Genomic DNA, 24,923 nt, shown 5'->3' on the forward strand with positions numbered 1-24,923 from the left:
AGTCGAAATCAAGGGTGACTGACACACCGTCTTCGCGAGCAAGCCCGCTCCCACAGGAGGTCACAGCGGCGCTTAGTTGTGAGCGTGCAGCGCTTCGTTCAGTTCGATCGCCGATTTGTGGGTCTTGCATTCCACGGCACCGGTTTCCGAATTGCGACGGAACAGCAGGTCAGTCTGACCGGCCAGCTCGCGTGCTTTCACAACCTTGACCAGGTTGTTGTGCTCGTCCAGCAGCGCCACCTTGGTGCCGGCGGTCACGTACAGGCCCGACTCGACGGTGTTGCGGTCGCCCAACGGGATACCGATACCGGCGTTGGCGCCGATCAGGCAGCCTTCGCCAACCTTGATCACGATGTTGCCGCCGCCCGACAGGGTGCCCATGGTCGAGCAGCCGCCGCCCAGGTCCGAACCCTTGCCGACGAAGACGCCAGCGGAAACGCGGCCTTCGATCATGCCCGGGCCTTCGGTGCCGGCGTTGAAGTTGATGAAACCTTCGTGCATCACGGTGGTGCCTTCGCCCACGTAGGCGCCCAGACGCAGACGTGCGGCGTCAGCGATACGCACGCCGGCCGGAACCACGTAGTCGGTCATTTTCGGGAACTTGTCCACCGAGAACACTTCCAGCAGCTCGCCGCGCAGACGGGCTTCGAGTTGCAGCTCGGCCAGTTCGCTCAGGTCGATCGCGCCCTGGCTGGTCCAGGCAACGTTCGGCAGCAGCGGGAAGATCCCGGCCAGGCTCACGCCGTGCGGCTTGACCAGGCGATGGGACAGCAGGTGCAGCTTCAGGTAAGCCTCAGGGGTCGAAGTCAGTTGCGCGTCTTCGGCCAGCAGGGTGGCGACCAGTGGCTTGTGGCTTTCGGCCAGACGGGTCAGCAACTTGCCTTGTACCGCGTCGATGCCTTTCACCGCTTCAGCCAGTTGGGCGGCTTGTGCGGTGGTGAAGGTGATGGCCTGGTTGCCTTCGGTGTAACCGAGGATCGGTGCAACGGCAGCGACCAGCTCGGCCGAAGGATTGAGCAGCGGCTGGGCGTAGAACACTTCCAGCCATGCGCCTTGACGGTTCTGGGTGCCGACGCCGAAGGCGATACTGAACAGGGAATTGGACATGTGAATACCTCTACAAAAAGTGACGGGCTGCTTACTTGAGGGCGGCCGCGTAGATATCTGGCTTGAAGCCAATCAGGGTTCGGTCACCGAGATCGAGCACCGGGCGCTTGATCATCGAGGGTTGAGCGAGCATCAGTTCGATGGCTTTCGACTGGTCGAGATCGGCTTTGCGTTCGTCGTCGAGTTTGCGAAAGGTCGTGCCTGCGCGGTTCAACACCGTTTGCCAGCCATGCTCGTCGCACCATTGGGTCAGGTGTTCACGGTCAATGCCGGCGGTCTTGTAATCGTGGAAGTCATAGCTGACAGCGTGTTCATCGAGCCAGGTGCGCGCCTTTTTCATGGTGTCGCAGGCTTTGATGCCGAAAAGGTGCAACGTTTTGCTTGAAACGGTCAAGGAATCGCCCCCTTTACAGGTGCTGGAAAAAAATGGTGTCGGATTATGCCATGACCAAACCGTTTCGCGGCGGCCGAGGTTGATTTCCCGGACGGGGGCTGCGACATAGGTGCAACGGTCACGCACAGCCTAAGCGGCTAATATGGCAGTTCAACGCTGTCGATTGTCCGGGATTTCCGCTTTATGCAAACCGCTTATACCGTCCTGATCCTGCTGATGCTGGTCAGTGTTTCGCGTCTGGTCGGACGGGTTATCCCGTTGCCGCTGCCGCTGGTACAGATCACCGCCGGGGCCTTGTTGGCCTGGCCGACACTTGGCTTGCACGTGGCGCTTGATCCCGAACTGTTCCTGTTTCTGTTCCTGCCGCCGCTGCTGTTTTCCGATGGCTGGCGCATGCCCAAGCGCGAATTGTGGCGTCTGCGCGGACCGATACTGACGCTGGCGGTCGGGTTGGTGCTGTTTACCGTGGTCGGTGCCGGCTATTTCATTCACTGGCTGTTGCCGACGATTCCATTGCCGGTGGCCTTTGCGCTGGCGGCGGTGTTGTCACCGACCGATGCCGTGGCAGTCTCGGCCATATCGCAGAACCGCTTGCCGACGCCGCTGATGCACATGCTGCAAGGCGAAGCGCTGATGAACGATGCCTCGGGCCTGGTGACGTTCAAGTTCGCCCTGGTTGCGGCGGTCACTGGTGCGTTTTCTTTGGCCAACGCCAGTCTGACGTTCGTGCTGGTGGCGGTCGGCGGGCTGGCGGTGGGTGTGGCGCTGAGCTGGCTGGTCGGAAGGTTGCGCGCCTGGATGATCGCTCGGGGCTGGGACGATCCGGCGACTCACGTGGTGTTCATGTTGCTGCTGCCGTTTGCCGCTTACGTGTTGGCCGAACGGCTCGGCGCCTCGGGCATTCTCTCGGCAGTGGCGGCGGGGATGATGCAGAGCTGGCTCGATCTGCTGCCGCGCCAGACCAGCACGCGATTGCTCAACCGCAGCGTCTGGTCGTTGCTGGAGTTTGCTTTCAACGGATTGATCTTCCTGCTGCTCGGCTTGCAACTGCCGGACATCATCAAGGCTGTGGTCAGCCACGAGACGTCGTTGTGGCCAACCCTGATCTATCGCTGCCTCGACGTGTTGGCGATTTTCCTGGCGCTGGTGTTGTTGCGCTTTATCTGGGTGCAGAGCATCTGGCGTCTGTCGGTGCTGCTGCGCCGTTTGCGCGGTAAGGGCGATCTGACGCAAGTGCCAACTGCCCGTTCCTGCTGGCTGCTGACCGTCGGTGGCGTCCGTGGGGCGGTGACCCTGGCGGGCGTGATGTCGGTGCCGATGCTGATGGGCAGCGAGGCCTTTCCCGAGCGTGATTTGCTGATCTTCATTGCCGCCGGGGTGATTCTGATGTCGCTGGTGGCGGCGTGTATTGCACTGCCATTATTGTTGCGCGGCATTGAAAAGAGCCCGGACGACAAGCGTCGTCAGGAAGTGCGCGACGCCTGGCGCAAGACGGCGGAAGCGGCGATCCATGCGCTGGAGACCGAGGAAGTCAGCCCGCAGGACGCTGCGCAAGCCGCACTGGCAGCGGAGCTCAAGGCGCGGATCATGTCCGAGTATCGCCATCAGTTGGAGGTGTTCAACGATTCGGCCGAAGCCCAGGCGCTGGCGTTTCAGATGGATCTGCTGGAGCGCCGCTTGCGGCTCAAGGCACTGCGGGCGCAGCGCCTTGAGCTGTACAGCCTCAGTCGCCACCATCAGATTGGTGATGACGTGTTGCGTGAGGTGTTGGGCGAACTGGATTTGAGTGAGGCGAACCTGGGGCAGGTCAAGTAATCGCCTCGATTTGCCCCGTGTGAGTTACGCCGTTAGTGCTGCAGGGAAGGGATAGGCTTTCGCCATGAACGCCTTGTCCTTTTCACTGAGCTTCAGATTCAGATCGATCTTGAAGTCGCCATGGGTCCAGTCCTGACGCACGGCGTAGTGCATGATCGATTTCGGATCGTAGGATGAATAGTCGAAATCGCTGGCATCGAGCAGGTTGAAGTAGCGTTCATCGACAGCCCGGCGCGTGGCATCGTCTTCATCGGCGTTTTCATCTACCCAGTGCGCGGCATAGACCGCCGCCTTGTTCCAGGGAATGTTTGACTCCGGGTGCAGGTGCTCATGTTCGGCACCCAGTGCGTGCCCGAACTCATGCATGACATTGGCGGTGAAAAATACCGGTGATCGCAGATCCGGTGAGAGCCTCATGGTCGGCTCGTGTGCTTCGATCAGCATTGCATTGTTACCGATGGCCGACTGGTAAATGCCGGGATCGCTTTTTATACGAATGTCCCCTGATTGTCCCTCGACAAAATCGAACTTAAGGTTGATGTGAGGCAGCCAGTTGCTCGCGGCAGCTTTGACAGCATCCTTGAACGCCTGGTCGCCGTTCAGGAAGGCTATGCGTAGTGTCTGGCCAGGCGTCCAGAAGTGAGCCGGTTTTCCGACTGCGCGTTTTTTTCGGCCGCTCCCGGCAATTGTTTGATTCATGTTCAAGTGTCCTCGCTAGTAGGGGAATAATTGCGTCTCCAGAAACTCGATGAGTTTGGATGGTGGTGAAGTTATTGGTGGGCGTAAGTTTGTGGAAGTTGTTTGATGTAAGTAGGTGTGTGTTTGATTTAAGTTTGTCAGGCGTTGCACCTGACAAACTTGTTGTTTTAGGTTGTGGCTTATTTCGGATAAAGCAGCTTCATCAGTTGTTTGTCTTTTTTGCTGATCTTGCGGTTGATCGGGACTTCCCAGTTACCAATGGTCAAATCGTTCGATACAGGATGGTGCATGATCGATCGCCTGTCATAGTTCGTATAAAGCGCCTCCAGCGTATCGAAAGACGCGAACAGGTTGCGGTCGACCTGTTCACGGGTCAGCGGATTCATTTCCCGATTTCGGTAAAATTCGTACACCTTGGGTTTGTCCCAAGGAATATTGGCTTGAGGGTGCTGATGTTCATGCATGGCACCCAGCGCATGGCCGAATTCGTGGATCACGATGACCTCGAAATCGGGATGCTCTGGTTTGACCCCCAGATTCATCGTTGGATGGTCCGGATGTATCAACAACGCGTCAGTGCCCAGCATCGAACTGTTGTCGTTGTTTCGAGTGGCGATGCGGATATCGCCTTTAAGATCATCGACAAATTCGAATTTTAGGTTGATAGAGGGCAGCCATTTACAGGCCGCTTTGATAATCGCGGATTTATGGTCGGCGCCGGGTGCATCCAGAAAAGCGATCTTCAGGGTTCGACCATTTGCCCAGAGTTTCGAATAATTGACCACGGAGCGTTTGCGGCGAGAACCCGGTGCGTTTTGGGTAGCGGCATTCGCCGGGTTCTCGTTGATGGCGGCTGTGTAAGCGGCCAGGTCGTCAGACCATTGAATCAGTTGGCAATCCAGAAGTTCTTTCATTGTTCACTTCTTCCATGAAGTTAAAGTTGGCGTTCATTTATGCGCAGCGAATGGCGCGACTCAAGACTAACGTCTGGCCGGCACAAAAAAGGGGTAGAAAAAGCAGGAGAAGTGTTACGTGGTATTTGACCACCCGTGCCGGGTTGCCCGGCACGGGCATTCAGGCATTACTTGCGACGCAGGACGAAATCGCGGATACGCTCGGCCGCCTCGACACATTCGGCCAGTGGTGCAACCAGTGCCATCCGCACGCGCCCGGCGCCCGGATTGACCCCGTCGACGTCTCGCGACAGGTACGAGCCCGGCACCACGGTCACGTGCTCTTCGGCAAACAGATCCCGGCAGAACGCGGCGTCATCACCTTGCACGTTCGGCCACAGGTAGAAGCTGCCATCCGGGCGCTGTACATCCATCACCGGGCTGAGGATCGCCAGCACGGCATCGAACTTCTCGCGGTACAGCGCACGGTTGGCGCGTACGTGTACTTCATCGTTCCACGCGGCAACGCTGGCCAGTTGGGTCTGAACCGGCATCGCGCAGCCGTGGTAGGTGCGGTACAGCAGGAAGCCCTTGAGGATATCGGCGTCGCCGGCAACAAAACCGGAGCGCAGGCCCGGCAGGTTCGAGCGCTTGGACAGACTGTGGAATACCACGCAACGCTTGAAGTCCTTGCGGCCCAGTTCGGCACAGGCGCTGAGCAGGCCCGGCGGCGGAGTCTGTTCGTCGAAGTACAGTTCGCTGTAGCACTCGTCGGCAGCGATCACAAAATCGTACTCGTCGGCCAGGGCGATCAGCTTTTTCAGCACGTCGACCGGGATCAGCGCGCCGGTCGGGTTGCCTGGCGAGCACAGGAACAGGATCTGGCAGCGCTTCCAGATGTCCGGCGATACCGCTTCGAAATCCGGGTTGAAGCCGTTCTCGTCCAGGCACGGCAGGTAGTGCGGCTTGGCGCCGGCGAGGAACGCCGCACCTTCGTAGATCTGATAGAACGGGTTCGGGCTGACCACCAGCGCGTCGTCGCCGCGATTGACCACGGTCTGGGTGAAGGCGAACAGTGCTTCACGAGTGCCGTTGACCGGCAGCACATTACGCGCCGGGTCGATCCAGCCGCTCGGCACGTTGAAACGACGTTCGCACCAGGCCGCAATGGCTTCGCGCAGGGCCGGGATGCCGAGGGTAGTCGGGTACACCGCCATCTGATCCAGGTTGTTGGCCAGCGCCTCGGCGACAAAGCTTGGCGAACGGTGTTTCGGCTCGCCGATGGACAGCGCTATCGGGCGCTTGTCCGGATTCGGTGTGACGCTGCCGAGCAGGGCGCGGAGCTTTTCGAACGGGTAGGGCTGCAACTGGGTCAGGGCGTTGTTCATCGGTGCTGGGTCTCGTGCAAAGCGGTTGAATCCGGGCGCTCAGTCAAATGCTGATGCGCGACAGTTTGATATCGGGTTCCTGATTGACGCTGAGCTGCTCGACGATGGCATCCTGCAAACGGCTGCACAGCAGCGGGTCGGACAGCGGCTGATTGTGGGCGTCGGTGATGAAGAACACGTCTTCCACCCGCTCGCCCAGGGTGGCGATCTTGGCGTTCTGCAGCGACAGATCGAACTCCAGGAAAATCCCCCCGATCCGCGCCAACAGGCCCGGACGGTCGGGTGCGGTGAGTTCCAGCACCGTCACCGGACGCTGGGCGTCGTTGTGGATCGTCACCTGTGGTGCGAAAGCAAAGTGCTTGAGCTGGCGCGGCACCCGACGCTGGATGATGGTCGGGTAATCGTCCGGGTTGCGCAGGGCTTCGGTCAGGCCGTCGCGGATCTGCTTGACCCGGGTCGGATTGTCGCCGATGGATTCGCCTTCGGTGTCGAGCACGATGTAGGTGTCGAGGGTGAACTGGCTGCTGGAGGTGATGACCCGGGCGTCGTGAATGTTCAGGTTGAGCTGATCCATCGCGGCCACGGTCACCGCAAAGAAGTCGTGCTGGTCCGGCGCATAAATGAAGATCTGCGTACCGCCCTCGAATTCGCGCTGGGTGGTTTCCTTGATCAGCACCAGCGGCCCGCCATCGGCCGGCTGCTGGAGAATCGCATCGCTGTGCCAGGCCACGTCGCCGGCGGTGTGGCGCAGGAAGTAGTCATCGCCCAGTTGCGCCCACAACTGCTCGACGTCGTCCGGGTCGGTACCGCCACGTACCAGAATGTCCAGTGCTGCGCTCTGGGTCTGGCGGATCTGCTCCTCGCGATCCACCGGGTTTTCCAGGCCTCGGCGCAGGGCACGCTTGGTCTCGGTGTAGAGCTGGCGCAGAAGGCTGGCGCGCCAGGAATTCCACAGCGTCGGGTTGGTCGCGTTGATGTCGGCTACGGTCAGCACGTACAGGTAGTCGAGGCGGGTTTCATCACCGACTGCCAGGGCGAAGTCATGGATCACCTGCGGGTCGGACAAGTCCTTGCGCTGGGCAGTGGTCGACATCACCAGATGGTTCTGCACCAGCCAGACGATCAGGCGGCTGTCCCACACCGGCAATTGATGGCGCTGGCAGAACGCCTCGGCATCGACCGCGCCGATCTCCGAGTGATCGCCATGCCGGCCCTTGCCGATGTCGTGATACAGGCCCGCCATGTAGATGAGTTCGGGCTTGGGCAGCTTGGCCATGAGCTTGGCGGCCAGCGGGAATTTTTCCGACACCTGGGTGTACTGCAATTTACGCAGGTGTTTGATCAGATTCAGCGTGTGCGCATCGACCGTATAGATATGGAACAAGTCGTGCTGCATCTGTCCGACGATAAAACCGAACTCCGGCAGGTAGCGCCCGAGAATGCCATATCGGTTCATCCGCCGCAGGTTGCGGTGGATACCGATCTTGCACTTGAACAGTTCGATGAACAGGCTGGTATTGCGGATGTCGTTGCGGAAGTTGTCGTCGATCAGGTGGCGGTTTTCCCGCAGCAGACGAATGGTGTCGGCGCGTACACCTTTGATTTCCGGCTGCTGGGCCATCAGCACGAAGATCTCGAGCATGGCGAACGGTGTGCGGCGAAATACGTTGTCGTTGCGTGCCTCGATGTAGCCGTCGTGCAGCTGGAAGCGCGAGTTGATCGGCTGCGGCGGCGCTTCGTCTTCCGGCGCGAGGATGACTTCCTCGAAGTGCTGGATGATCAGGTCGCTGAGCTGAGCGATGCTCATCACCACGCGGAAATACTGCTGCATGAAGTTTTCGACGGCCTGCTTGGCGTCGTCGCCCTCAAACCCCAGCAGGCCCGCGATGGTGCGTTGATGATCGAATAACAGGCGGTCTTCTGAGCGTCCGGCCAGCATGTGCAGGGCGTAGCGCACTTTCCAAAGGAATTCCTGGGACGACGCCAGCAAGGCGTTTTCGCTCTCGACAAGGAAGCCTTCGCCTGCCAGGGCGCGCAGGTTCAGGGTGCCGTACTCGCGACGGGCGACCCACAGAATTGTCTGAATGTCCCGTAGTCCGCCGGGTGAGCCTTTGACGTTGGGTTCCAGGTTGTATTCGGTGTCGTTGTATTTGTGGTGGCGGGCCTTTTGCTCGGCGCGCTTGGCCAGGAAGAATTCCTTGCTCGGCCACATGTGGGCGGTGCTGGTGACGTCGAGCATGCGCTGGCGCAGGCGCTCGGGGCCGCAGATGGTGCGGCTTTCCATCAGGTTGGTGACCACCGTCAGGTCGGCGCGGGCCTCTTCCGCGCACTCGTCCACCGAGCGAACGCTCTGACCGACCTCCAGGCCGATGTCCCACAACAGCGTCAGAAAACGCTCGATGGAGTCGCGGAATATTTCGTGATCGGCGCTGTCCAGCAGGATCAGCAAGTCGATATCTGAATAGGGGTGCAACTCACCGCGACCGTAGCCGCCCACCGCGACCAGCGCGATGTCGGCGTCTTCGCTCCAGTTGAACTGGTCCCAGGCCTTTTGCAGGATGTTATCGACGAACCAGGCGCGGTCCTCGATCAGTCGCCGGATGTCGCGGCCGCTGCGAAAGCGTGCGTCGAGCACTTCGCGGGCCTGGCGGATCGCCTTCTTGAATGCGGCGATGGGGCTCGCTTTCAGGGCCAGTTCAGCCTGGAACTGGCCGCGGTCGAAGAGTTCGGGATCCACCTGCGGCATCGATTGGCTTTCCTTCTATAGGCTGGGAGCGGTGTCTGGATCAGGCCGATACGCGCGGGATCGTGTCATCGCTGCGCAGGGTGAAGATCTCGTAGCCGGTGTCGGTGACAAGCAAAGTGTGTTCCCACTGTGCCGAGAGCTTGCGGTCCTTGGTGATCGCGGTCCATCCGTCGCCCAGCACCTTGGTGTCGGCCTTGCCCTGGTTGATCATCGGCTCGATGGTGAAGGTCATGCCGGCCTTCAGTTCCATGCCGGTGCCGGCGCGGCCGTAATGCAGGATCTGTGGCTCTTCGTGGAACACCTTGCCAATGCCATGTCCGCAGAACTCGCGTACCACGGAGAAGCCGTTCTTTTCAGCGTGCTTCTGGATGATTTCACCGATGTCACCGAGGCGGCAGCCGGGTTTGACGATCTCGATCGCCTTGTACATGCATTCCTGGGTGACCTGGGACAGGCGCTCGGCCCATACCGGTACGGTGCCGACGTGGAACATGCGGCTGGTGTCGCCGTGGTAGCCGTCCTTGATCACGGTGACGTCGATGTTCAGGGTGTCGCCGTTTTTCAGCGGCTTGTCGTTCGGGATGCCGTGGCAGACCACGTGGTTGATCGAGGTGCAGATCGACTTCGGGTAGCCCTTGTAGTTGAGCGGGGCAGGGATGGCTTTCTGCACGTCGACGATGTAATCGTGGCAGATCTGGTTCAGCTCATCGGTGGTCACGCCCGGCTTTACGTGTTCGGCAATCATTTCCAGCACATCGGCGGCCAGTTTGCCGGCGACACGCATACCAGCGATGTCCTCGGGAGTTTTGAGGGTGACGGTCATACAGGCTCTCTCTGCGCTCGGCGGCGCTTGCTGATACGGACAGGGCGGCGGTTTTCGCCAGATGGCCCTGAAAAACGCGATTCTAACAGACCAAAGGCGCAAATCCGCGCCTGCGTGCATCGCTTCGACCTATACAATAAGGCGCGGCACGGCGATTCCAAGGGGCTGGTGCCCATGTCCCTGACGTGATTACAGATTCCGGGTTCCGTTTGTGCCCTTCCTGTGATATAAAATGCGCCGCTTTCCGGGGATAGCTCCGGAAGCATTAACCCACACACGTGTCGACACGATGGCCTGGGTGCCTTTGATCCTCGGATCGGGGGTTGGTCATTGGGATACGTGGAGGCCCAACCCGACTTATCAAGGAACTATCATGTCCCAAGTCAACATGCGCGATATGCTGAAGGCCGGTGTGCACTTCGGTCACCAAACCCGTTACTGGAATCCGAAAATGGGCAAGTACATTTTCGGCGCGCGTAACAAGATTCACATCATCAACCTTGAAAAAACCCTGCCAATGTTCAACGAAGCTCTGACTTTCGTAGAGCGTCTGGCCCAGGGCAAAAACAAGATTCTGTTCGTCGGCACCAAGCGTTCCGCTGGCAAGATCGTTGCTGAAGAAGCAGCACGTTGCGGTTCGCCGTACGTCGATCACCGCTGGTTGGGCGGCATGCTGACCAACTTCAAAACCATCCGTGCTTCCATCAAGCGTCTGCGTGACCTTGAAGTTCAAGCCGAAGACGGTACTTTCGCCAAGCTGACCAAGAAAGAAGCGCTGATGCGCTCCCGTGATCTTGAGAAGCTGGATCGCTCCCTGGGCGGCATCAAGGACATGGGCGGTCTGCCAGACGCACTGTTCGTGATCGACGTTGACCACGAGCGCATCGCGATCACCGAAGCCAACAAGCTGGGCATCCCGGTCATCGGCGTTGTCGATACCAACAGCAGCCCGGAAGGCGTTGACTACATCATCCCAGGCAACGATGACGCAATCCGCGCTATCCAGCTGTACATGGGTTCGATGGCTGACGCAGTAATCCGTGGTCGCAACAACGTTGCTGGCGGCACTGTAGAGTTCGCAGCTGAAGAAACTCAGGCTGCAGCTGAGTAATTGACGCCCTGGCGTTGACTCAGTAAGCAAAAAGGGGGCTTGGCCCCCTTTTTGCCACCTCGAAAACCAATTTGTCGGCAGCGCAGCTACAGGATCTGTAACGTGCAGCGGCTACAAGGTGGTTCGGGAAGAATTGAACGCCCGTTCGATCGGGTGGAATGGTTGAAAACCTATCCAAGAGGAATTTGAAAATGGCAGCAATTACTGCAGCGTTGGTCAAAGAACTGCGCGAGCGTACCGGCGAAGGCATGATGGATTGCAAGAAAGCCCTGGAAAAGGCTGGCGGCGACATCGAAAAAGCCATTGATGACATGCGTGCTTCGGGCGCCATCAAGGCTGCCAAGAAAGCTGGCAACGTTGCCGCTGAAGGCGCTATCGCCATCAAGGACGACGGCAAGGCTGCCGTTCTGATCGAAGTCAACTCGCAGACCGACTTCCTGGCTCTGCAAGACGACTTCAAAAACTTCGTTGCTGCCAGCGTCGACAAAGCATTCGCTGACAAGCTGACCGATGCAGCTCCGCTGATCGCTGCTCAAGAAGCCGCTCGCGAAGCGCTGGTTGCCAAAGTAGGCGAAAACGTGAACATCCGTCGCCTGGTGCGCGTAGAAGGCGACGTAGTCGGCACCTACCTGCACGGCAACAAGATCGGTGTTGCTGTTGTCCTGAAAGGCGGCGACGTCGAGCTGGCCAAAGACATCGCGATGCACGTTGCTGCAAGCAACCCTGAATTCCTGCTGCCTTCGCAGGTTTCGGACGAAGCGATCGAGCGTGAAAAAGCTGTGTTCCTGCAGCTGAACGAAGAAAAAATCAAAGGCAAGCCAGAAAACATTGTTGAGAACATGGTCAAGGGCCGTATCAGCAAGTTCCTGGCAGAAGCGAGCCTGGTTGAGCAGGCGTTCGTCAAGAACCCTGAAGTCAAGGTTGGCGAGCTGGCCAAGAAAGGCGGCGCTGAAATCGTTTCCTTCACTTACTTCAAAGTAGGCGAAGGCATCGAGAAGCCAGTCGACAACTTCGCTGAAGAAGTTGCTGCACAGCTGGCTGCCGCCAAGCAATAAGACAGTTTTTCAACTGTCGCCCGAAAGAGGCTGCCCGCTCACGCGCGCAGCCTCTTTTCAGATAGGGTTACCAATTTTTAATTGGTTTCCCCTTGGAACTGACTTACAAAGCCATGTTCCGATGGCGCTGAAGCAGCGCCAAGCTAGAGTGAACGCCAGCTGTAAACAGCTCGCAAAGAATTTTTAAATACGCCGCAGGAGAGATTCGCAATGGCTCAGCAGGGCAGTGGTTATCAGGCTCGCTATAAACGCATTCTACTCAAGCTTAGCGGCGAGGCCCTGATGGGCTCGGAAGAGTTCGGGATCGATCCGAAGGTGCTGGATCGCATGGCGCTGGAAGTCGGCCAGTTGGTCGGTATCGGCGTTCAGGTCGGTCTGGTGATCGGCGGCGGCAACCTGTTCCGCGGTGAAGCGCTGAGCAAGGCCGGCATGGATCGGGTCACTGGTGACCACATGGGCATGCTGGCCACTGTGATGAACGCTCTGGCCATGCGCGATGCGCTGGAACGTGCCAATATCTCGGCCATCGTGATGTCGGCTATTTCCATGGTCGGTGTGACCGATCACTATGATCGTCGCAAGGCCATGCGCCACCTGAACTCCAAGGACGTGGTGATTTTCGCGGCCGGTACCGGCAATCCGTTCTTTACCACGGATTCGGCAGCCTGCCTGCGCGCAATCGAAATCGACGCGGATGTCGTTCTCAAGGCGACCAAGGTCGATGGCGTCTACACTGCCGACCCGTTCAAAGACCCGCATGCCGAGAAGTTCGATCATCTGACTTACGATGAAGTGCTGGATCGCAAGCTGGGCGTAATGGATCTGACGGCTATCTGCCTGTGCCGCGACCACAAGATGCCGTTGCGCGTATTTAACATGAACAAGCCCGGCGCTCTGCTGAATATCGTACATGGCGGCGCTGAAGGAACCCTGATCGAGGAAGTTCAACAATGATCAATGAAATCAAGAAAGACGCCGAACAGCGCATGCAGAAGTCGCTGGAATCCCTGGCGCACAACTTCGGCCGCATCCGTACCGGTCAGGCGCACCCAAGCATTCTGGAAGGCGTGATGGTGCCGTACTACGGCTCCGACACTCCGATCAAGCAAGTGGCCAACATCACCGTCAAGGACGCTCGCACCCTGCAGGTCGTGGCTTTCGAGCGCAACATGCTGGGCGCTGTCGACAAGGCAATCGGCAGTGCCGGCCTGAACCTGAACCCGACCAACCTGGGCGAACTGCTGCTGATCAGCATGCCGGCCCTGACCGAAGAAACCCGCAAGGGCTTCACCAAGCAGGCTCGCGATGTTGCTGAAGACGCTCGCGTTGCCGTGCGTAATATCCGTCGTGATGCCAACAGCTCGCTGAAGGATCTGGTCAAGGAAAAGGAAATCAGCGAAGACGAAGAGCGTCGCGCTACTGGCGAGATCGACGATCTGACCAAGAAATATGTGGCTCAAATCGACGCGAATCTGGCACAGAAAGAAAAAGACCTGATGGCCGTATAAGGGTCGAGCTTTAAATGGATAAGACCAAGCAGACTGCGCCGTCCGCGGTGCCGCGCCATGTCGCGATCATCATGGATGGCAATAATCGCTGGGCGAAAAAACGCTTTATGCCGGGTGTCGCCGGGCATAAAGCGGGCGTGGACGCTGTGCGGGCGGTGATCGAGGTGTGTGCCGAGGCTGGTGTCGAAGTGCTGACGCTGTTCGCCTTTTCCAGTGAAAACTGGCAGCGCCCGGCCGATGAAGTCAGTGCCTTGATGGATCTGTTCTTCAAGGCATTGCGTCGTGAGGCCAAGCGCCTCAATGACAACAACATCAGTCTGCGCATCATTGGCGACCGCTCGCGCTTTCATCCTGAGCTTCAGGCTGCCATGCGCGAAGCCGAGGCCATGACCGCAGGTGCCAATCGCTTCATCCTGCAGATCGCCGCCAACTACGGCGGTCAGTGGGATATTGCGCAAGCTGCGCAGCGCCTGGCTCGCGAGGTTCAGGCCGGGCATCTGCGTCCGGAAGACATCACTCCTGATCTGCTGCAAACCTGTCTGGCGACCGGCGACCTGCCGTTGCCGGACCTGTGTATCCGCACGGGCGGAGAGCACCGCATCAGCAATTTCCTGCTGTGGCAGCTGGCCTACGCCGAGTTGTACTTCTCCGACCTGTTCTGGCCGGACTTCAAACACGATGCCATGCGTATTGCGCTGGCCGATTTCGCTTCGCGCCAGCGTCGTTTCGGTAAAACGAGCGAGCAGGTCGAAGCTGGAGCCCGGGTTTAATGCTTAAACAACGAATCATCACTGCGCTGATCCTGCTGCCGATCGCTCTGGGCGGTTTTTTCCTGCTCGAAGGTTCCGGTTTCGCGCTGTTCATCGGGCTGGTCGTGAGTCTGGGTGCCTGGGAATGGGCGCGCCTGGCCGGCTTCGCTGCGCAATCGTTTCGCGTCGGCTATGCGGCAGTGGTCGCGCTGATGTTGTTCGTCATGTACATCTTGCCGGGACTGGCGCCTTGGGTGCTGGGTGCCTCGGTGATCTGGTGGGCGGTAGCGACCTGGCTGGTGCTGACCTATCCGCGCTCCAGTGAGCGCTGGGCCAGTGCTGCCAGCAAACTGGTGATCGGCTTGCTGATTCTCCTGCCGGCCTGGCAAGGGCTGGTGCAGATCAAGCAATATCCGCTGGGCAACTGGCTGATCATGGCGGTGATGGTGTTGGTCTGGGGCGCCGATATCGGTGCCTATTTCTCCGGCCGTGCTTTCGGCAAGCGCAAGCTTGCCCCGCAAGTCAGTCCGGGCAAAAGCTGGGAAGGCGTGTATGGCGGCCTGGTGCTGAGTCTTGTCATCACCACGCTGGTCGCTCTGTTTCGCGACTGGACGGTGGCGCAGCTGTTCAAGGGTTTGATCGGTGCAGCGCTGATCGTGTTCATCTCGGTGGTGGGTGACCTGACGGAAAGCATGTTCAAGCGTCAGTCCGGCATCAAGGACAGCAGTAACCTGCTGCCTGGTCATGGTGGCGTACTGGATCGAATCGACAGTCTGACAGCGGCGATCCCTGTATTCGCCGTGCTGTTGTGGATGGCTGCACCGTGAGCCGCCCGCAGCAGATTACCGTTCTTGGGGCAACCGGCTCGATCGGTCTGAGTACTCTGGATGTCATCGCTCGTCACCCCGAGCGTTATCAGGTTTTTGCACTGAGCGGCTTTACTCGTCTCAGTGAGCTGTTTGCTTTGTGTGTACGCCATGTCCCTCAGTTTGCGGTGGTGCCTGAAGTCGCTGCTGCTCGTGGCCTGCAGGACGACTTGCGTGCCGCTGGCCTGTCGACTCGGGTGCTGGTGGGGGAGGAGGGGTTGTGTCAGGTCGCGGCAGCCCCTGAGGTGGACGCCGTGATGGCGGCCATCGTCGGCGCGGCCGGCCTGCGTCCTACCCTTGCGGCAGTCGAGGCAGGCAAGAAGATTCTCCTGGCCAACAAAGAGGCGCTGGTGATGTCCGGCGCCTTGTTCATGGAGGCTGTGCGCAAGAGTGGTTCGGTCCTGCTGCCGATCGACAGTGAGCACAATGCGATTTTCCAGTGCATGCCGCAGGATTTTGCCCGAGGGCTGAGTAAAGTCGGCGTGCGTCGGATTCTGCTGACGGCCTCTGGTGGTCCTTTCCGGCAGACGCCGATGGCTGAGCTGGCGCATGTTTCACCTGATCAGGCCTGTGCTCATCCAAATTGGTCCATGGGTCGCAAAATCTCCGTGGATTCGGCCAGCATGATGAACAAGGGTCTCGAGTTGATCGAGGCCTGCTGGCTGTTTGATGCCAAACCTTCGCAAGTCGAGGTGGTGATCCATCCACAGAGCGTGATTCATTCGCTGGTTGATTACATCGACGGTTCGGTGTTGGCGCAGCTGGGTAATCCTGACATGCGTACGCCGATCGCCAATGCGCTGGCGTGGCCTGAGCGCATCGATTCGGGTGTGGCGCCACTGGACCTGTTTGCCATCGCGCGCCTGGACTTCGAAGCACCCGATGAAGAGCGCTTCCCGTGCCTGCGACTTGCGCGTCAGGCGGCTGAGGCGGGCAACAGTGCGCCGGCCATGCTCAACGCGGCAAATGAAGTGGCGGTTGCAGCGTTTCTCGACGGGCGGGTTCGCTACCTCGAAATCGCGAGTATCATCGAGGAAGTGTTGAATCTCGAGCCGGTGGTTGCTCTGAATGATCTCGATGCGGTGTTTACGGCGGACGCGGCAGCACGCGCCCTGGCTGGCCAATGGTTGACCCGTTACGGTCGATAGGCCTTGCGGTACATGGCTCCACGCGGCATAGAACAGGATTGCGGAGAAAGTAGATGAGCGCGCTCTATATGATTGCCGGCACCCTGATCGCCTTGGGTGTGCTGGTCACCTTTCACGAATTCGGCCATTTCTGGGTCGCGCGTCGCTGTGGCGTCAAGGTTCTGCGCTTTTCCGTAGGCTTCGGTATGCCGTTGCTGCGCTGGCATGACAAGCAGGGAACCGAGTTTGTCATCGCGGCCATTCCGCTGGGTGGCTACGTCAAGATGCTCGATGAGCGTGAAGGCGAGGTGCCCGCCGATCAGCTTCATTTGTCTTTCAATCGCAAGTCCGTTCGCCAGCGGATTGCCATCGTTGCAGCCGGCCCTGTCGCCAACTTCCTGCTGGCCATGGTGTTCTTCTGGGTGCTGGCAATGCTGGGCAGCGAACAGGTGCGCCCGGTCATTGGTGCGGTTGAGTCCGGCAGCCTTGCGGCAAAGGCCGGTCTGAGTACGGGTCAGGAAATCATCGCTATCGACGGTGAGCCGACTTCCGGCTGGGCCGCGGTCAATCTGCAGTTGGTGCGTCGCCTGGGGGAGAGCGGTTCCTTGCAGGTGCTGGTGCGGGAGCAGGGTTCCACGGCTGACTCTGCGCGTGAGCTTGCACTCGATCACTGGCTGAAGGGCGCCGATGAGCCGGATCCGATTCGGTCCCTGGGCATCCGTCCGTGGCGTCCGGCGTTGCCGCCGATTCTCGCTGAACTCGATCCGAAAGGCCCGGCTCAGGCAGCCGGGTTGAAAACCGGCGACCGCCTGCTGGCGCTGGATGGCAAGGCGCTGGATGACTGGCAACAAGTGGTCGACACCGTTCGTACGCGTCCTGATACCAAAATCATGCTGCACGTCGAGCGCGACGGTGCTCAAATCGACATCCCCGTGACCTTGGCGGCGCGTGGCGAAAGCAAGTCGCCAAGCGGTTATCTGGGGGCGGGAGTGAAAGCTGTCGACTGGCCGCCAGAGATGATTCGTGAGGTCAGCTATGGTCCTTTGGCCGCGATTGGCGAGGGCGTCCGTCGTACCTGGACCATGAGCGTCCTGACGCTGGATTCACTGAAGAAAATGCTGTTCGGCGAGCTCTCGGTAAAAAACTTGAGTGGACCGATAACCATTGCTAAAGTGGCGGGCGCTTCTGCCCAGTCGGGTGTCGCTGATTTCCTGAATTTCCTTGCTTATCTGAGTATTAGCCTGGGGGTTCTGAATTTGCTGCCCATTCCTGTACTGGATGGGGGGCATTTGTTGTTTTATCTGATCGAGTGGGCGCGTGGTCGTCCCTTGTCGGATCGGGTGCAAGGTTGGGGGATACAGATCGGTATCAGTTTGGTGGTCGGGGTGATGTTGCTTGCTCTGGTCAACGATCTGGGTCGACTGTAACGCTTCGCTGAATTGCGAATCTGCCGCATTTTGCGGCAGTTTGTTTATTGCCAGTTGGAATAAGAAAGGACTTCATGAAACGTCTGCTGCTAACTGCGGTTCTCACCGTATTGATGATCGCCGAAGTTCACGCCGAGTCCTTCACTATCTCTGATATTCGCGTCAATGGCCTCCAGCGGGTCTCCGCGGGTAGCGTCTTTGGTGCCTTGCCGTTGAACGTCGGCGAGCAGGCGGATGATCGTCGCCTGGTGGAATCCACTCGTGCGTTGTTCAAAACCGGTTTCTTTCAAGATATCCAGCTGGGCCGCGAAGGCAACGTTCTGGTGATCACTGTCGTCGAACGTCCCTCGGTCGCGAGCATCGAGATCGAAGGCAACAAGGCGATCTCCACCGAAGACCTGATGAAAGGCCTCAAGCAATCCGGTCTGGCCGAAGGCGAGATCTTCCAGCGTGCGACCCTTGAAGGCGTGCGTAACGAGCTGCAGCGTCAGTACGTTGCGCAAGGTCGTTACTCGGCCACGGTTGATACCGAAGTGGTATCACAGCCGCGCAACCGTGTCGGCCTGAAAGTGAAGATCAACGAAGGCACCGTCGCTGCCATTCAGCACATCAACGTGGTGGGCAACACGGTTTTCCCTGAAGAAGACCTGACCGACCTGTTCGAACTGAAAACCACCAACTGGCTGTCGTTCTTCAAGAACGATGACAAGTACGCCCGTGAAAAGCTTTCCGGTGACCTGGAACGTCTGCGTTCCTACTACCTGGACCGCGGCTATATCAACATGGATATCGCTTCGACCCAGGTGTCCATCACCCCGGACAAGAAACACGTCTACATCACCGTCAACGTGACCGAAGGCGAGAAGTACACCGTTCGTGACGTCAAGCTCAGCGGTGACCTGAAAGTTCCTGAAGACCAGGTCAAGTCGTTGCTGCTGGTGCAGAAAGGCCAGGTGTTCTCGCGCAAGCTGATGACCACCACCTCGGAATTGATCACTCGTCGTCTGGGTAACGAGGGTTACACCTTCGCCAACGTCAACGGCGTTCCGCAACCGCACGATGATGATCACACCGTAGACATCCTGTTCGCTGTTGATCCGGGCAAGCGTGCCTATGTCAACCGTATCAACTTCCGCGGCAACACCAAGTCCGAAGACGAAGTGCTGCGTCGCGAAATGCGTCAGATGGAAGGCGGCTGGGCTTCGACCTACCTGATCGACCAGTCCAAGACCCGTCTGGAGCGTCTGGGCTTCTTCAAAGAGGTCAACGTTGAAACTCCGGCCGTTCCGGGTGTCGACGACCAGGTTGACGTGAACTACAGCGTTGAAGAACAGGCTTCCGGCTCGATCACCGCCAGCGTCGGTTTCGCCCAGAGCGCCGGTCTGATCCTCGGTGGTTCGATCACCCAGAACAACTTCCTCGGTACTGGTAACCGTGTAAGCGTCGGCCTGACCCGCAGCGAATACCAGAGCCGCTACAACTTCGGCTACGTTGACCCCTACTGGACCGCCGATGGCGTGAGCCTGGGTTACAACGCGTTCTATCGCACCACCGACTACAAAGACCTCGACGTCGACGTAGCAAGCTATGCGGTAGACAGCCTGGGTGCCGGTGTGAACGTTGGCTACCCGATCAGCGAGACTTCGCGTCTGACCTTCGGTCTGTCCGCTCAACAGGACAAGATCAAGACCGGTACTTACACCGTTGACGAGATTTTCGACTTCGTTAAGAAGGAAGGCGACCAATACCTGAACTTCAAGGCGTCGGCCGGCTGGTCCGAGTCCACTCTGAACAAAGGCGTTTTGCCAACCCGTGGCCGCTCCCAGAGCCTGACCCTGGAATCCACCATTCCAGGCAGCGACCTGTCGTTCTACAAACTTGATTACCGCGGTCAGCTGTTCCAGCCGATTACCGAGAACTACACGCTGCGTCTGCATACCGAACTGGGTTATGGCGACGGTTATGGTTCGACTGATGGCTTGCCGTTCTATGAAAACTACTATGCTGGTGGTTTCAACTCGGTTCGTGGCTTCAAGGACAGCACTCTCGGTCCGCGCAGTACGCCAAGTAAGGGTACTAACCCTGGCACCTTGGCAGACCCGGACCAGGATCCGCTTCCGTTCGGCGGTAACGTCCTGATCCAGGGCGGTGTCGAGGTTCTGTTCCCGCTGCCATTCGTCAAGGATCAGCGCTCCCTGCGTACCTCGGTATTCTGGGATGTGGGTAACGTGTTTGACTCGCAGTGCAAGGATACTGTGAACGCCGACGGCTCGAAGTCCAGCACCAAGTGCAACGACATCAGCCTGAGCAACATGGCCAGTTCCGTCGGTGTTGGCGTGACCTGGGTTACCGCACTGGGTCCTTTGAGCTTCGCGTTGGCCACACCGATCAAGAAACCGGATAACGCTGAAACTCAAGTGTTCCAATTCTCCCTCGGCCAGACGTTCTAAGCGTCTGACCCAAGATAACGACAATGGATTTTGTAGGAGTGCATCGTGCGTAAGTTGACTCAATTGGTTCTCCTGGCCTCCGTACTGGTGGCAGGCCCGGCATTTGCCGACATGAAAATCGCTGTTCTGAACTATCAGATGGCACTGCTGGAATCCGACGCGGCCAAGAAATACGCTGTGGATGCCGAGAAGAAATTCGGTCCTCAACTGACCAAGCTCAAGACACTGGAAAGCAGTGCCAAGGGTATCCAGGACCGTCTGATGGCTGGCGGCGACAAGATGCAGCAGGGCGAGCGTGAGCGCCTGGAGCTGGAATTCAAGCAAAAGGCCCGTGACTTCCAGTTCCAGTCCAAGGAACTGAACGAAGCCAAAGCCGTTGCTGACCGTGAAATGCTCAAGCAGCTCAAGCCGAAACTGGATAGCGCAGTGGAAGAAGTCATCAAGAAAGGTGGTTTTGACCTGGTGTTCGAGCGTGGCGCAGTGATTGATGTCAAACCTCAATATGACATCACGCGCCAGGTTATCGAGCGCATGAATCAGCTGAAGTAACCCATGGCCGTGACTATCAAACTCGGCCAGTTGGCCGAGTTCCTCGGTGCCACCTTGAGTGGCGACCCCGAGAAGCAAATAACTGGGCTAGCCACCTTGCAGGAGGCTGGCCCAGCTCAGTTGAGCTTTCTGGCAAACCCCCAATACCGCAAATACCTCGCTGGCTCGCAGGCGGCTGCACTGCTGCTCAAAGCGGCTGATGCCGAAGGTTATGCCGGTAATGCGTTGGTGGTGCCGGACCCTTATCTGGCTTATGCACGCATTTCCCACTTGTTCGACCCGAAGCCGAAATCCGCAGCCGGTATTCATCCGACCGCAGTGATTGCTTCGGACGCCGTCGTCGATCCGACTGCCTGCATTGGTCCCTTTGTGGTTATCGAAGCCGGTGCCCGGATCGGTGCGGGCGTGACGCTCGGCGCACACTGCGTTGTCGGCGCCCGCAGTGAAATCGGCGAGGGTGGCTGGCTGGCCCCGCGGGTGACGCTGTATCACGATGTGCGCATCGGCAAGCGCGTGGTTATCCAGTCCGGCGCAGTACTCGGTGGTGAAGGCTTCGGCTTTGCCAACGAGAAAGGCATCTGGCAGAAAATCGCCCAGATCGGCGGCGTTACCATCGGCGACGATGTGGAGATCGGCGTGAATACCGCCATCGACCGCGGTGCGTTGGCCGATACTGTGATCGGCAACGGCGTGAAACTCGACAACCAGATTCAGATCGCCCACAACGTTCAGGTCGGGGATCACACCGCCATGGCGGCGTGTGTGGGGATTTCCGGCAGCACCAAAATCGGCAAACACTGCATGCTCGCCGGCGGTGTTGGCCTGGTAGGGCACATCGATATTTGCGACAACGTTTTCCTGACCGGGATGACCATGGTGACTCACTCGATTACCGAGCCGGGTGCCTACTCTTCCGGTACGGCCATGCAGCCGGCTGCCGAATGGCGCAAAAGCGCGGCACGCATCCGTCAGCTCGATGACCTCGCGCGACGGTTGAAACAGCTGGAAAAGCGGGCAGGGGAAGTGACCCCTGGCGGTAATGCTTCATCTGAAGGCTGATACCATTTCCATATCAAGTGTGCACAGCCTCTGGACTGCCTCCTTGATTTGCTAGAGGAGTGCGCGTCAGTCGCGCTCCCAATCTTTACATAGGCTTCCCCCCGAAATGATGGACATCAACGAGATTCGCGAATACCTGCCTCACCGTTACCCGTTCCTGCTGGTGGACCGGGTGGTGGAACTGGATACTGAAGGCAAGCGCATTCGCGCCTACAAGAATGTCAGCATCAACGAACCCTTTTTCAATGGTCACTTCCCGGCGCATCCAATCATGCCTGGCGTGTTGATCATCGAAGCGATGGCTCAGGCTGCCGGGATCCTTGGTTTCAAGATGCTCGACGTGAAACCGGCCGATGGCACCCTCTACTATTTCGTCGGTTCCGACAAACTGCGTTTCCGTCAGCCTGTGCTGCCGGGCGACCAGTTGATTCTTGAAGCCAAGTTCATCAGTTGCAAGCGTCAGATCTGGAAATTCGAATGCCAGGCTTCGGTCGATGGCAAGCCTGTCTGCTCCGCTGAAATCATCTGTGCGGAACGCAAGCTATGAGTTTGATTGACCCTCGCGCAATCATCGATCCTTCGGCCGTACTGGCTGAGGGTGTCGAGGTCGGCCCGTGGTCGATCATCGGCGCAGGTGTGGAAATCGGCGAGGGAACAGTGATCGGGCCTCACGTGATCCTCAAAGGTCCGACCCGAATCGGCAAGCACAATCGCATTTACCAGTTTTCTTCGGTAGGCGAAGACACGCCTGATCTCAAGTACAAGGGTGAAGAAACCCGTCTGGTGATTGGTGACCATAACGTTATCCGTGAAGGTGTGACGATTCACCGTGGCACTGTTCAGGATCGCTCGGAAACTACCCTGGGCGATCACAACCTGATCATGGCTTACGCCCACATCGGTCACGACAGCGTCATCGGCAACCACTGCATTCTGGTCAACAACACCGCGCTTGCCGGGCATGTGCACGTCGAGGACTGGGCGATCCTGTCCGGTTTTACCCTGGTACACCAGTATTGCCACATTGGCGCTCACAGTTTTTCCGGCATGGGCACGGCCATCGGCAAGGACGTTCCGGCGTTCGTTACGGTGTTCGGTAATCCAGCCGAAGCGCGCAGCATGAACTTTGAAGGCATGCGCCGTCGTGGGTTCAGCGAGGATGCCATTCATGCCTTGCGCCGCGCCTATAAAACCGTTTACCGCCAGGGGCTGACTGTCGAGCAAGCGCTGGCCGAACTGGCCGAGCCTGCCACCGAGTTCCCGGAAGTTGCGGTGTTCCGTGACTCCATCCAGTCGTCGTCTCGCGGCATCACCCGCTGATCATGGCCAATCTGCGTATTGCGCTGGTGGCAGGTGAGGCTTCCGGTGACATTCTGGGCGCGGGCCTGATGCGTGCTCTCAAGGCACAGCATCCAGCGGTCGAATTCATCGGCGTCGGTGGCCCGTTGATGCAGGCTGAAGGCCTGACCTCCTATTTCCCCATGGAGCGGCTGTCGGTCATGGGGCTGGTGGAGGTCCTCGGGCGGTTGCGTGAATTGCTCAAGCGCCGCAAGGACTTGATCGCCACCCTGATTGCCGAAAAACCGGACGCGTTCATTGGCATTGATGCTCCGGATTTCAACCTCAATATCGAACTCAAGCTGCGTCAGGCCGGGATCAAGACTGTGCACTACGTCAGCCCTTCGGTATGGGCGTGGCGGCAGAAGCGAGTTCTGAAGATCCGCGAAGGTTGCGACCTGATGCTCACGCTGTTGCCGTTCGAAGCCAGATTTTACGAAGAGAAAGGCGTACCGGTACGTTTCGTCGGTCATACGCTGGCCGATACCATTCCACTGGAAGCCGATCGTGCCGCTGCGCGCGCCGAACTGGGGCTGCCTGACGGTCCGCTAGTCGCGTTGATGCCCGGCAGCCGAGGTGGCGAAGTCAGTCGTCTGGGTGCGCTTTTCCTCGATACCGCTGAACGCCTGCGTGCCATGCGCCCCGGGTTGCGTTTCGTCATCCCATGTGCCAACCCCGAGCGTCGGGCCCAGCTTGAAGAGTTGCTGGCCGGTCGCGACCTGCCGGTGACCCTGCTCGATGGCAAGTCCCATCTGGCCCTGGCAGCGTGCAACGCCGTACTGATCGCGTCGGGTACAGCGACATTGGAAGCACTCCTGTACAAGCGCCCGATGGTCGTGGCCTATCGTCTTGCACCGCTGACGTTCTGGATTCTCAAGCGCATGGTCAAGAGCCCGTACGTGTCCCTGCCGAACCTGCTGGCCCAGCGATTGCTGGTGCCGGAATTGTTGCAGGATGATGCGACGGTCGAAGCGCTCGCCCAGACCTTGTCGCCGTTGATTGACGGTGGCGAAGAGCAGACGCGGGGCTTCGATGAGATCCACCGTACTCTGCGCCTGGACGCCTCCAATCAGGCGGCTGACGCCGTTCTGAACCTGATCGGTCAAACACGATGAGCAAGACAAGCATGCAGATGGGCCTGGATTTCACCCTGGTTGCCGAAGTCGAAGAGTTGGTGGCCGGCGTTGATGAAGTCGGTCGCGGCCCGTTGTGCGGTGCGGTCGTCACGGCGGCGGTGATCCTCGATCCGAATCGGCCGATTCTCGGTCTCAACGACTCGAAGAAACTCACCGAAGCCAAGCGTGAAAAGCTCTACGACGAAATCTGCGAGAAGGCACTGAGCTGGTGTATCGCCCGTGCCGAAGTCGAGGAAATCGACGAGCTGAACATCCTTCACGCCACCATGCTGGCGATGCAGCGTGCGGTGGCGGGTCTGCACATCCAGCCGAAACTCGCGATGATCGATGGCAACCGTTGCCCTAAGCTGCCGATGCGTTCCGAAGCGGTGGTCAAGGGCGATAGCAAGGTTCCGGCTATTGCGGCTGCGTCGATTCTGGCCAAGGTCAGCCGCGACCGTGAGATGGCAGCGTTCGAATTGATCTACCCGGGTTACGGCATCGGCGGCCACAAAGGCTACCCGACGCCCGTTCATCTGGAAGCGCTGGTGCGCCTCGGGCCGACGCCGATTCACCGGCGCTCGTTCGCTCCGGTGCGGCAGGCTTATGAAGCGCTGGAAGGCCTCACGCAGGTTTAGCGGCGAGGCTGATGTTTTGCTCAGGGCCCGGTACAATCCGGGCCTTGTTGTCTCTATGTAACTGGA

23 protein-coding genes are annotated in these 24,923 nt (G+C 58.9%); 16 read left to right on the forward strand and 7 right to left on the reverse strand.

Features of this window, described 5'->3' with window-relative positions; translation table 11 throughout:
- Nucleotides 1-72 precede the first annotated feature (72 nt).
- Both dapD and ACW9HX_RS11355 read right to left on the reverse strand, forming a co-directional pair.
- Nucleotides 73-1,107 (reverse strand): 2,3,4,5-tetrahydropyridine-2,6-dicarboxylate N-succinyltransferase, encoded by a 1,035-nt coding sequence (gene dapD / locus ACW9HX_RS11350; RefSeq protein WP_007954762.1) that lies wholly within the window; start codon nt 1,105-1,107, stop codon nt 73-75.
- 31 nt (nt 1,108-1,138) lie between these two features.
- Nucleotides 1,139-1,501, reverse strand: coding sequence for an ArsC family reductase (locus tag ACW9HX_RS11355; protein WP_003222107.1), 363 nt, complete (start codon nt 1,499-1,501; stop codon nt 1,139-1,141).
- A gap of 183 nt (nt 1,502-1,684) precedes the next feature.
- Between ACW9HX_RS11355 and ACW9HX_RS11360 the strand changes: the two genes are divergently transcribed.
- Nucleotides 1,685-3,316, forward strand: coding sequence for a Na+/H+ antiporter (locus tag ACW9HX_RS11360; protein WP_457380685.1), 1,632 nt, complete (start codon nt 1,685-1,687; stop codon nt 3,314-3,316).
- 24 nt (nt 3,317-3,340) lie between these two features.
- Here the strand turns inward: ACW9HX_RS11360 and ACW9HX_RS11365 are convergent, their stop codons facing one another.
- The 5 genes from ACW9HX_RS11365 to map all read right to left on the reverse strand — a co-directional run bounded on the left by ACW9HX_RS11365 (nt 3,341) and on the right by map (nt 9,865).
- Nucleotides 3,341-4,015: a hypothetical protein gene (locus ACW9HX_RS11365; protein ID WP_457380686.1), complete on the reverse strand. Its 675-nt coding sequence runs from the start codon at nt 4,013-4,015 to the stop codon at nt 3,341-3,343.
- Nucleotides 4,016-4,194: 179 nt separating this feature from the next.
- Nucleotides 4,195-4,929 carry a M12 family metallopeptidase gene (locus ACW9HX_RS11370; protein WP_457380687.1) on the reverse strand — a complete coding sequence of 245 codons (735 nt, stop codon included), beginning with the start codon at nt 4,927-4,929 and terminating at the stop codon, nt 4,195-4,197.
- A 167-nt stretch (nt 4,930-5,096) separates the two neighbouring features.
- On the reverse strand, nt 5,097-6,296 hold the full coding sequence (gene dapC / locus ACW9HX_RS11375) for a succinyldiaminopimelate transaminase (protein WP_457380688.1): 1,200 nt from the start codon (nt 6,294-6,296) through the stop codon (nt 5,097-5,099).
- Between the two features lie 43 nt (nt 6,297-6,339).
- Nucleotides 6,340-9,042 carry a [protein-PII] uridylyltransferase gene (locus ACW9HX_RS11380; protein ID WP_457380689.1) on the reverse strand — a complete coding sequence of 901 codons (2,703 nt, stop codon included), beginning with the start codon at nt 9,040-9,042 and terminating at the stop codon, nt 6,340-6,342.
- A gap of 40 nt (nt 9,043-9,082) precedes the next feature.
- On the reverse strand, nt 9,083-9,865 hold the full coding sequence (map, locus tag ACW9HX_RS11385; protein ID WP_085729805.1) for a type I methionyl aminopeptidase: 783 nt from the start codon (nt 9,863-9,865) through the stop codon (nt 9,083-9,085).
- A gap of 373 nt (nt 9,866-10,238) precedes the next feature.
- On the opposite strand from map, the gene rpsB reads away from it, so the two are divergent.
- From rpsB to rnhB, 15 genes are all read left to right on the forward strand, one after another.
- Nucleotides 10,239-10,976, forward strand: a complete 738-nt coding sequence (gene rpsB, locus ACW9HX_RS11390; RefSeq protein WP_003222119.1) for a 30S ribosomal protein S2 — start codon at nt 10,239-10,241, stop codon at nt 10,974-10,976.
- Nucleotides 10,977-11,167: 191 nt separating this feature from the next.
- On the forward strand, nt 11,168-12,031 hold the full coding sequence (tsf, locus tag ACW9HX_RS11395) for a translation elongation factor Ts (protein WP_230735726.1): 864 nt from the start codon (nt 11,168-11,170) through the stop codon (nt 12,029-12,031).
- Between the two features lie 210 nt (nt 12,032-12,241).
- The gene (gene pyrH / locus ACW9HX_RS11400) at nt 12,242-12,985 is read left to right on the forward strand and encodes a UMP kinase (protein ID WP_011332683.1); all 744 of its coding nucleotides are present in this window, start codon (nt 12,242-12,244) and stop codon (nt 12,983-12,985) included.
- A complete protein-coding gene (frr, locus tag ACW9HX_RS11405) occupies nt 12,982-13,539 on the forward strand; it encodes a ribosome recycling factor (RefSeq protein ID WP_457380690.1) in 558 nt (185 codons plus the stop codon). The genes pyrH and frr overlap by 4 nt, the downstream gene beginning before the upstream one ends.
- 14 nt (nt 13,540-13,553) lie before the next feature.
- Entirely contained in the window at nt 13,554-14,309 is a 756-nt protein-coding gene (uppS, locus tag ACW9HX_RS11410) for a polyprenyl diphosphate synthase (RefSeq protein WP_457380691.1), read from the forward strand.
- Nucleotides 14,309-15,115 (forward strand): phosphatidate cytidylyltransferase, encoded by an 807-nt coding sequence (locus ACW9HX_RS11415; RefSeq protein WP_457380692.1) that lies wholly within the window; start codon nt 14,309-14,311, stop codon nt 15,113-15,115. The genes uppS and ACW9HX_RS11415 overlap by 1 nt, the downstream gene beginning before the upstream one ends.
- Nucleotides 15,112-16,302, forward strand: a complete 1,191-nt coding sequence (gene ispC, locus ACW9HX_RS11420) for a 1-deoxy-D-xylulose-5-phosphate reductoisomerase (protein ID WP_457380693.1) — start codon at nt 15,112-15,114, stop codon at nt 16,300-16,302. Before ACW9HX_RS11415 ends, ispC begins: the two co-directional genes overlap by 4 nt.
- A 53-nt stretch (nt 16,303-16,355) precedes the next feature.
- Nucleotides 16,356-17,708: a sigma E protease regulator RseP gene (rseP, locus tag ACW9HX_RS11425; protein WP_457380694.1), complete on the forward strand. Its 1,353-nt coding sequence runs from the start codon at nt 16,356-16,358 to the stop codon at nt 17,706-17,708.
- Nucleotides 17,709-17,782: 74 nt separating this feature from the next.
- On the forward strand, nt 17,783-20,158 hold the full coding sequence (gene bamA, locus ACW9HX_RS11430) for an outer membrane protein assembly factor BamA (RefSeq protein WP_457380695.1): 2,376 nt from the start codon (nt 17,783-17,785) through the stop codon (nt 20,156-20,158).
- A 45-nt stretch (nt 20,159-20,203) separates the two neighbouring features.
- Nucleotides 20,204-20,707 carry an OmpH family outer membrane protein gene (locus ACW9HX_RS11435; RefSeq protein WP_003222140.1) on the forward strand — a complete coding sequence of 168 codons (504 nt, stop codon included), beginning with the start codon at nt 20,204-20,206 and terminating at the stop codon, nt 20,705-20,707.
- Nucleotides 20,708-20,710: 3 nt separating this feature from the next.
- Nucleotides 20,711-21,766, forward strand: a complete 1,056-nt coding sequence (gene lpxD / locus ACW9HX_RS11440; protein ID WP_457380696.1) for a UDP-3-O-(3-hydroxymyristoyl)glucosamine N-acyltransferase — start codon at nt 20,711-20,713, stop codon at nt 21,764-21,766.
- 106 nt (nt 21,767-21,872) lie between these two features.
- The gene (gene fabZ, locus ACW9HX_RS11445; protein ID WP_003222142.1) at nt 21,873-22,313 is read left to right on the forward strand and encodes a 3-hydroxyacyl-ACP dehydratase FabZ; all 441 of its coding nucleotides are present in this window, start codon (nt 21,873-21,875) and stop codon (nt 22,311-22,313) included.
- On the forward strand, nt 22,310-23,086 hold the full coding sequence (lpxA, locus tag ACW9HX_RS11450; protein ID WP_457380697.1) for an acyl-ACP--UDP-N-acetylglucosamine O-acyltransferase: 777 nt from the start codon (nt 22,310-22,312) through the stop codon (nt 23,084-23,086). The genes fabZ and lpxA overlap by 4 nt, the downstream gene beginning before the upstream one ends.
- Nucleotides 23,087-23,088: 2 nt before the next feature.
- Nucleotides 23,089-24,219: a lipid-A-disaccharide synthase gene (gene lpxB / locus ACW9HX_RS11455; protein WP_457380698.1), complete on the forward strand. Its 1,131-nt coding sequence runs from the start codon at nt 23,089-23,091 to the stop codon at nt 24,217-24,219.
- 11 nt (nt 24,220-24,230) lie between these two features.
- A complete protein-coding gene (rnhB, locus tag ACW9HX_RS11460) occupies nt 24,231-24,857 on the forward strand; it encodes a ribonuclease HII (RefSeq protein ID WP_085712847.1) in 627 nt (208 codons plus the stop codon).
- Nucleotides 24,858-24,923 lie beyond the last annotated feature (66 nt).

The sequence above is a fragment of the Pseudomonas sp. SDO52101_S400 genome (genome assembly GCF_054071635.1).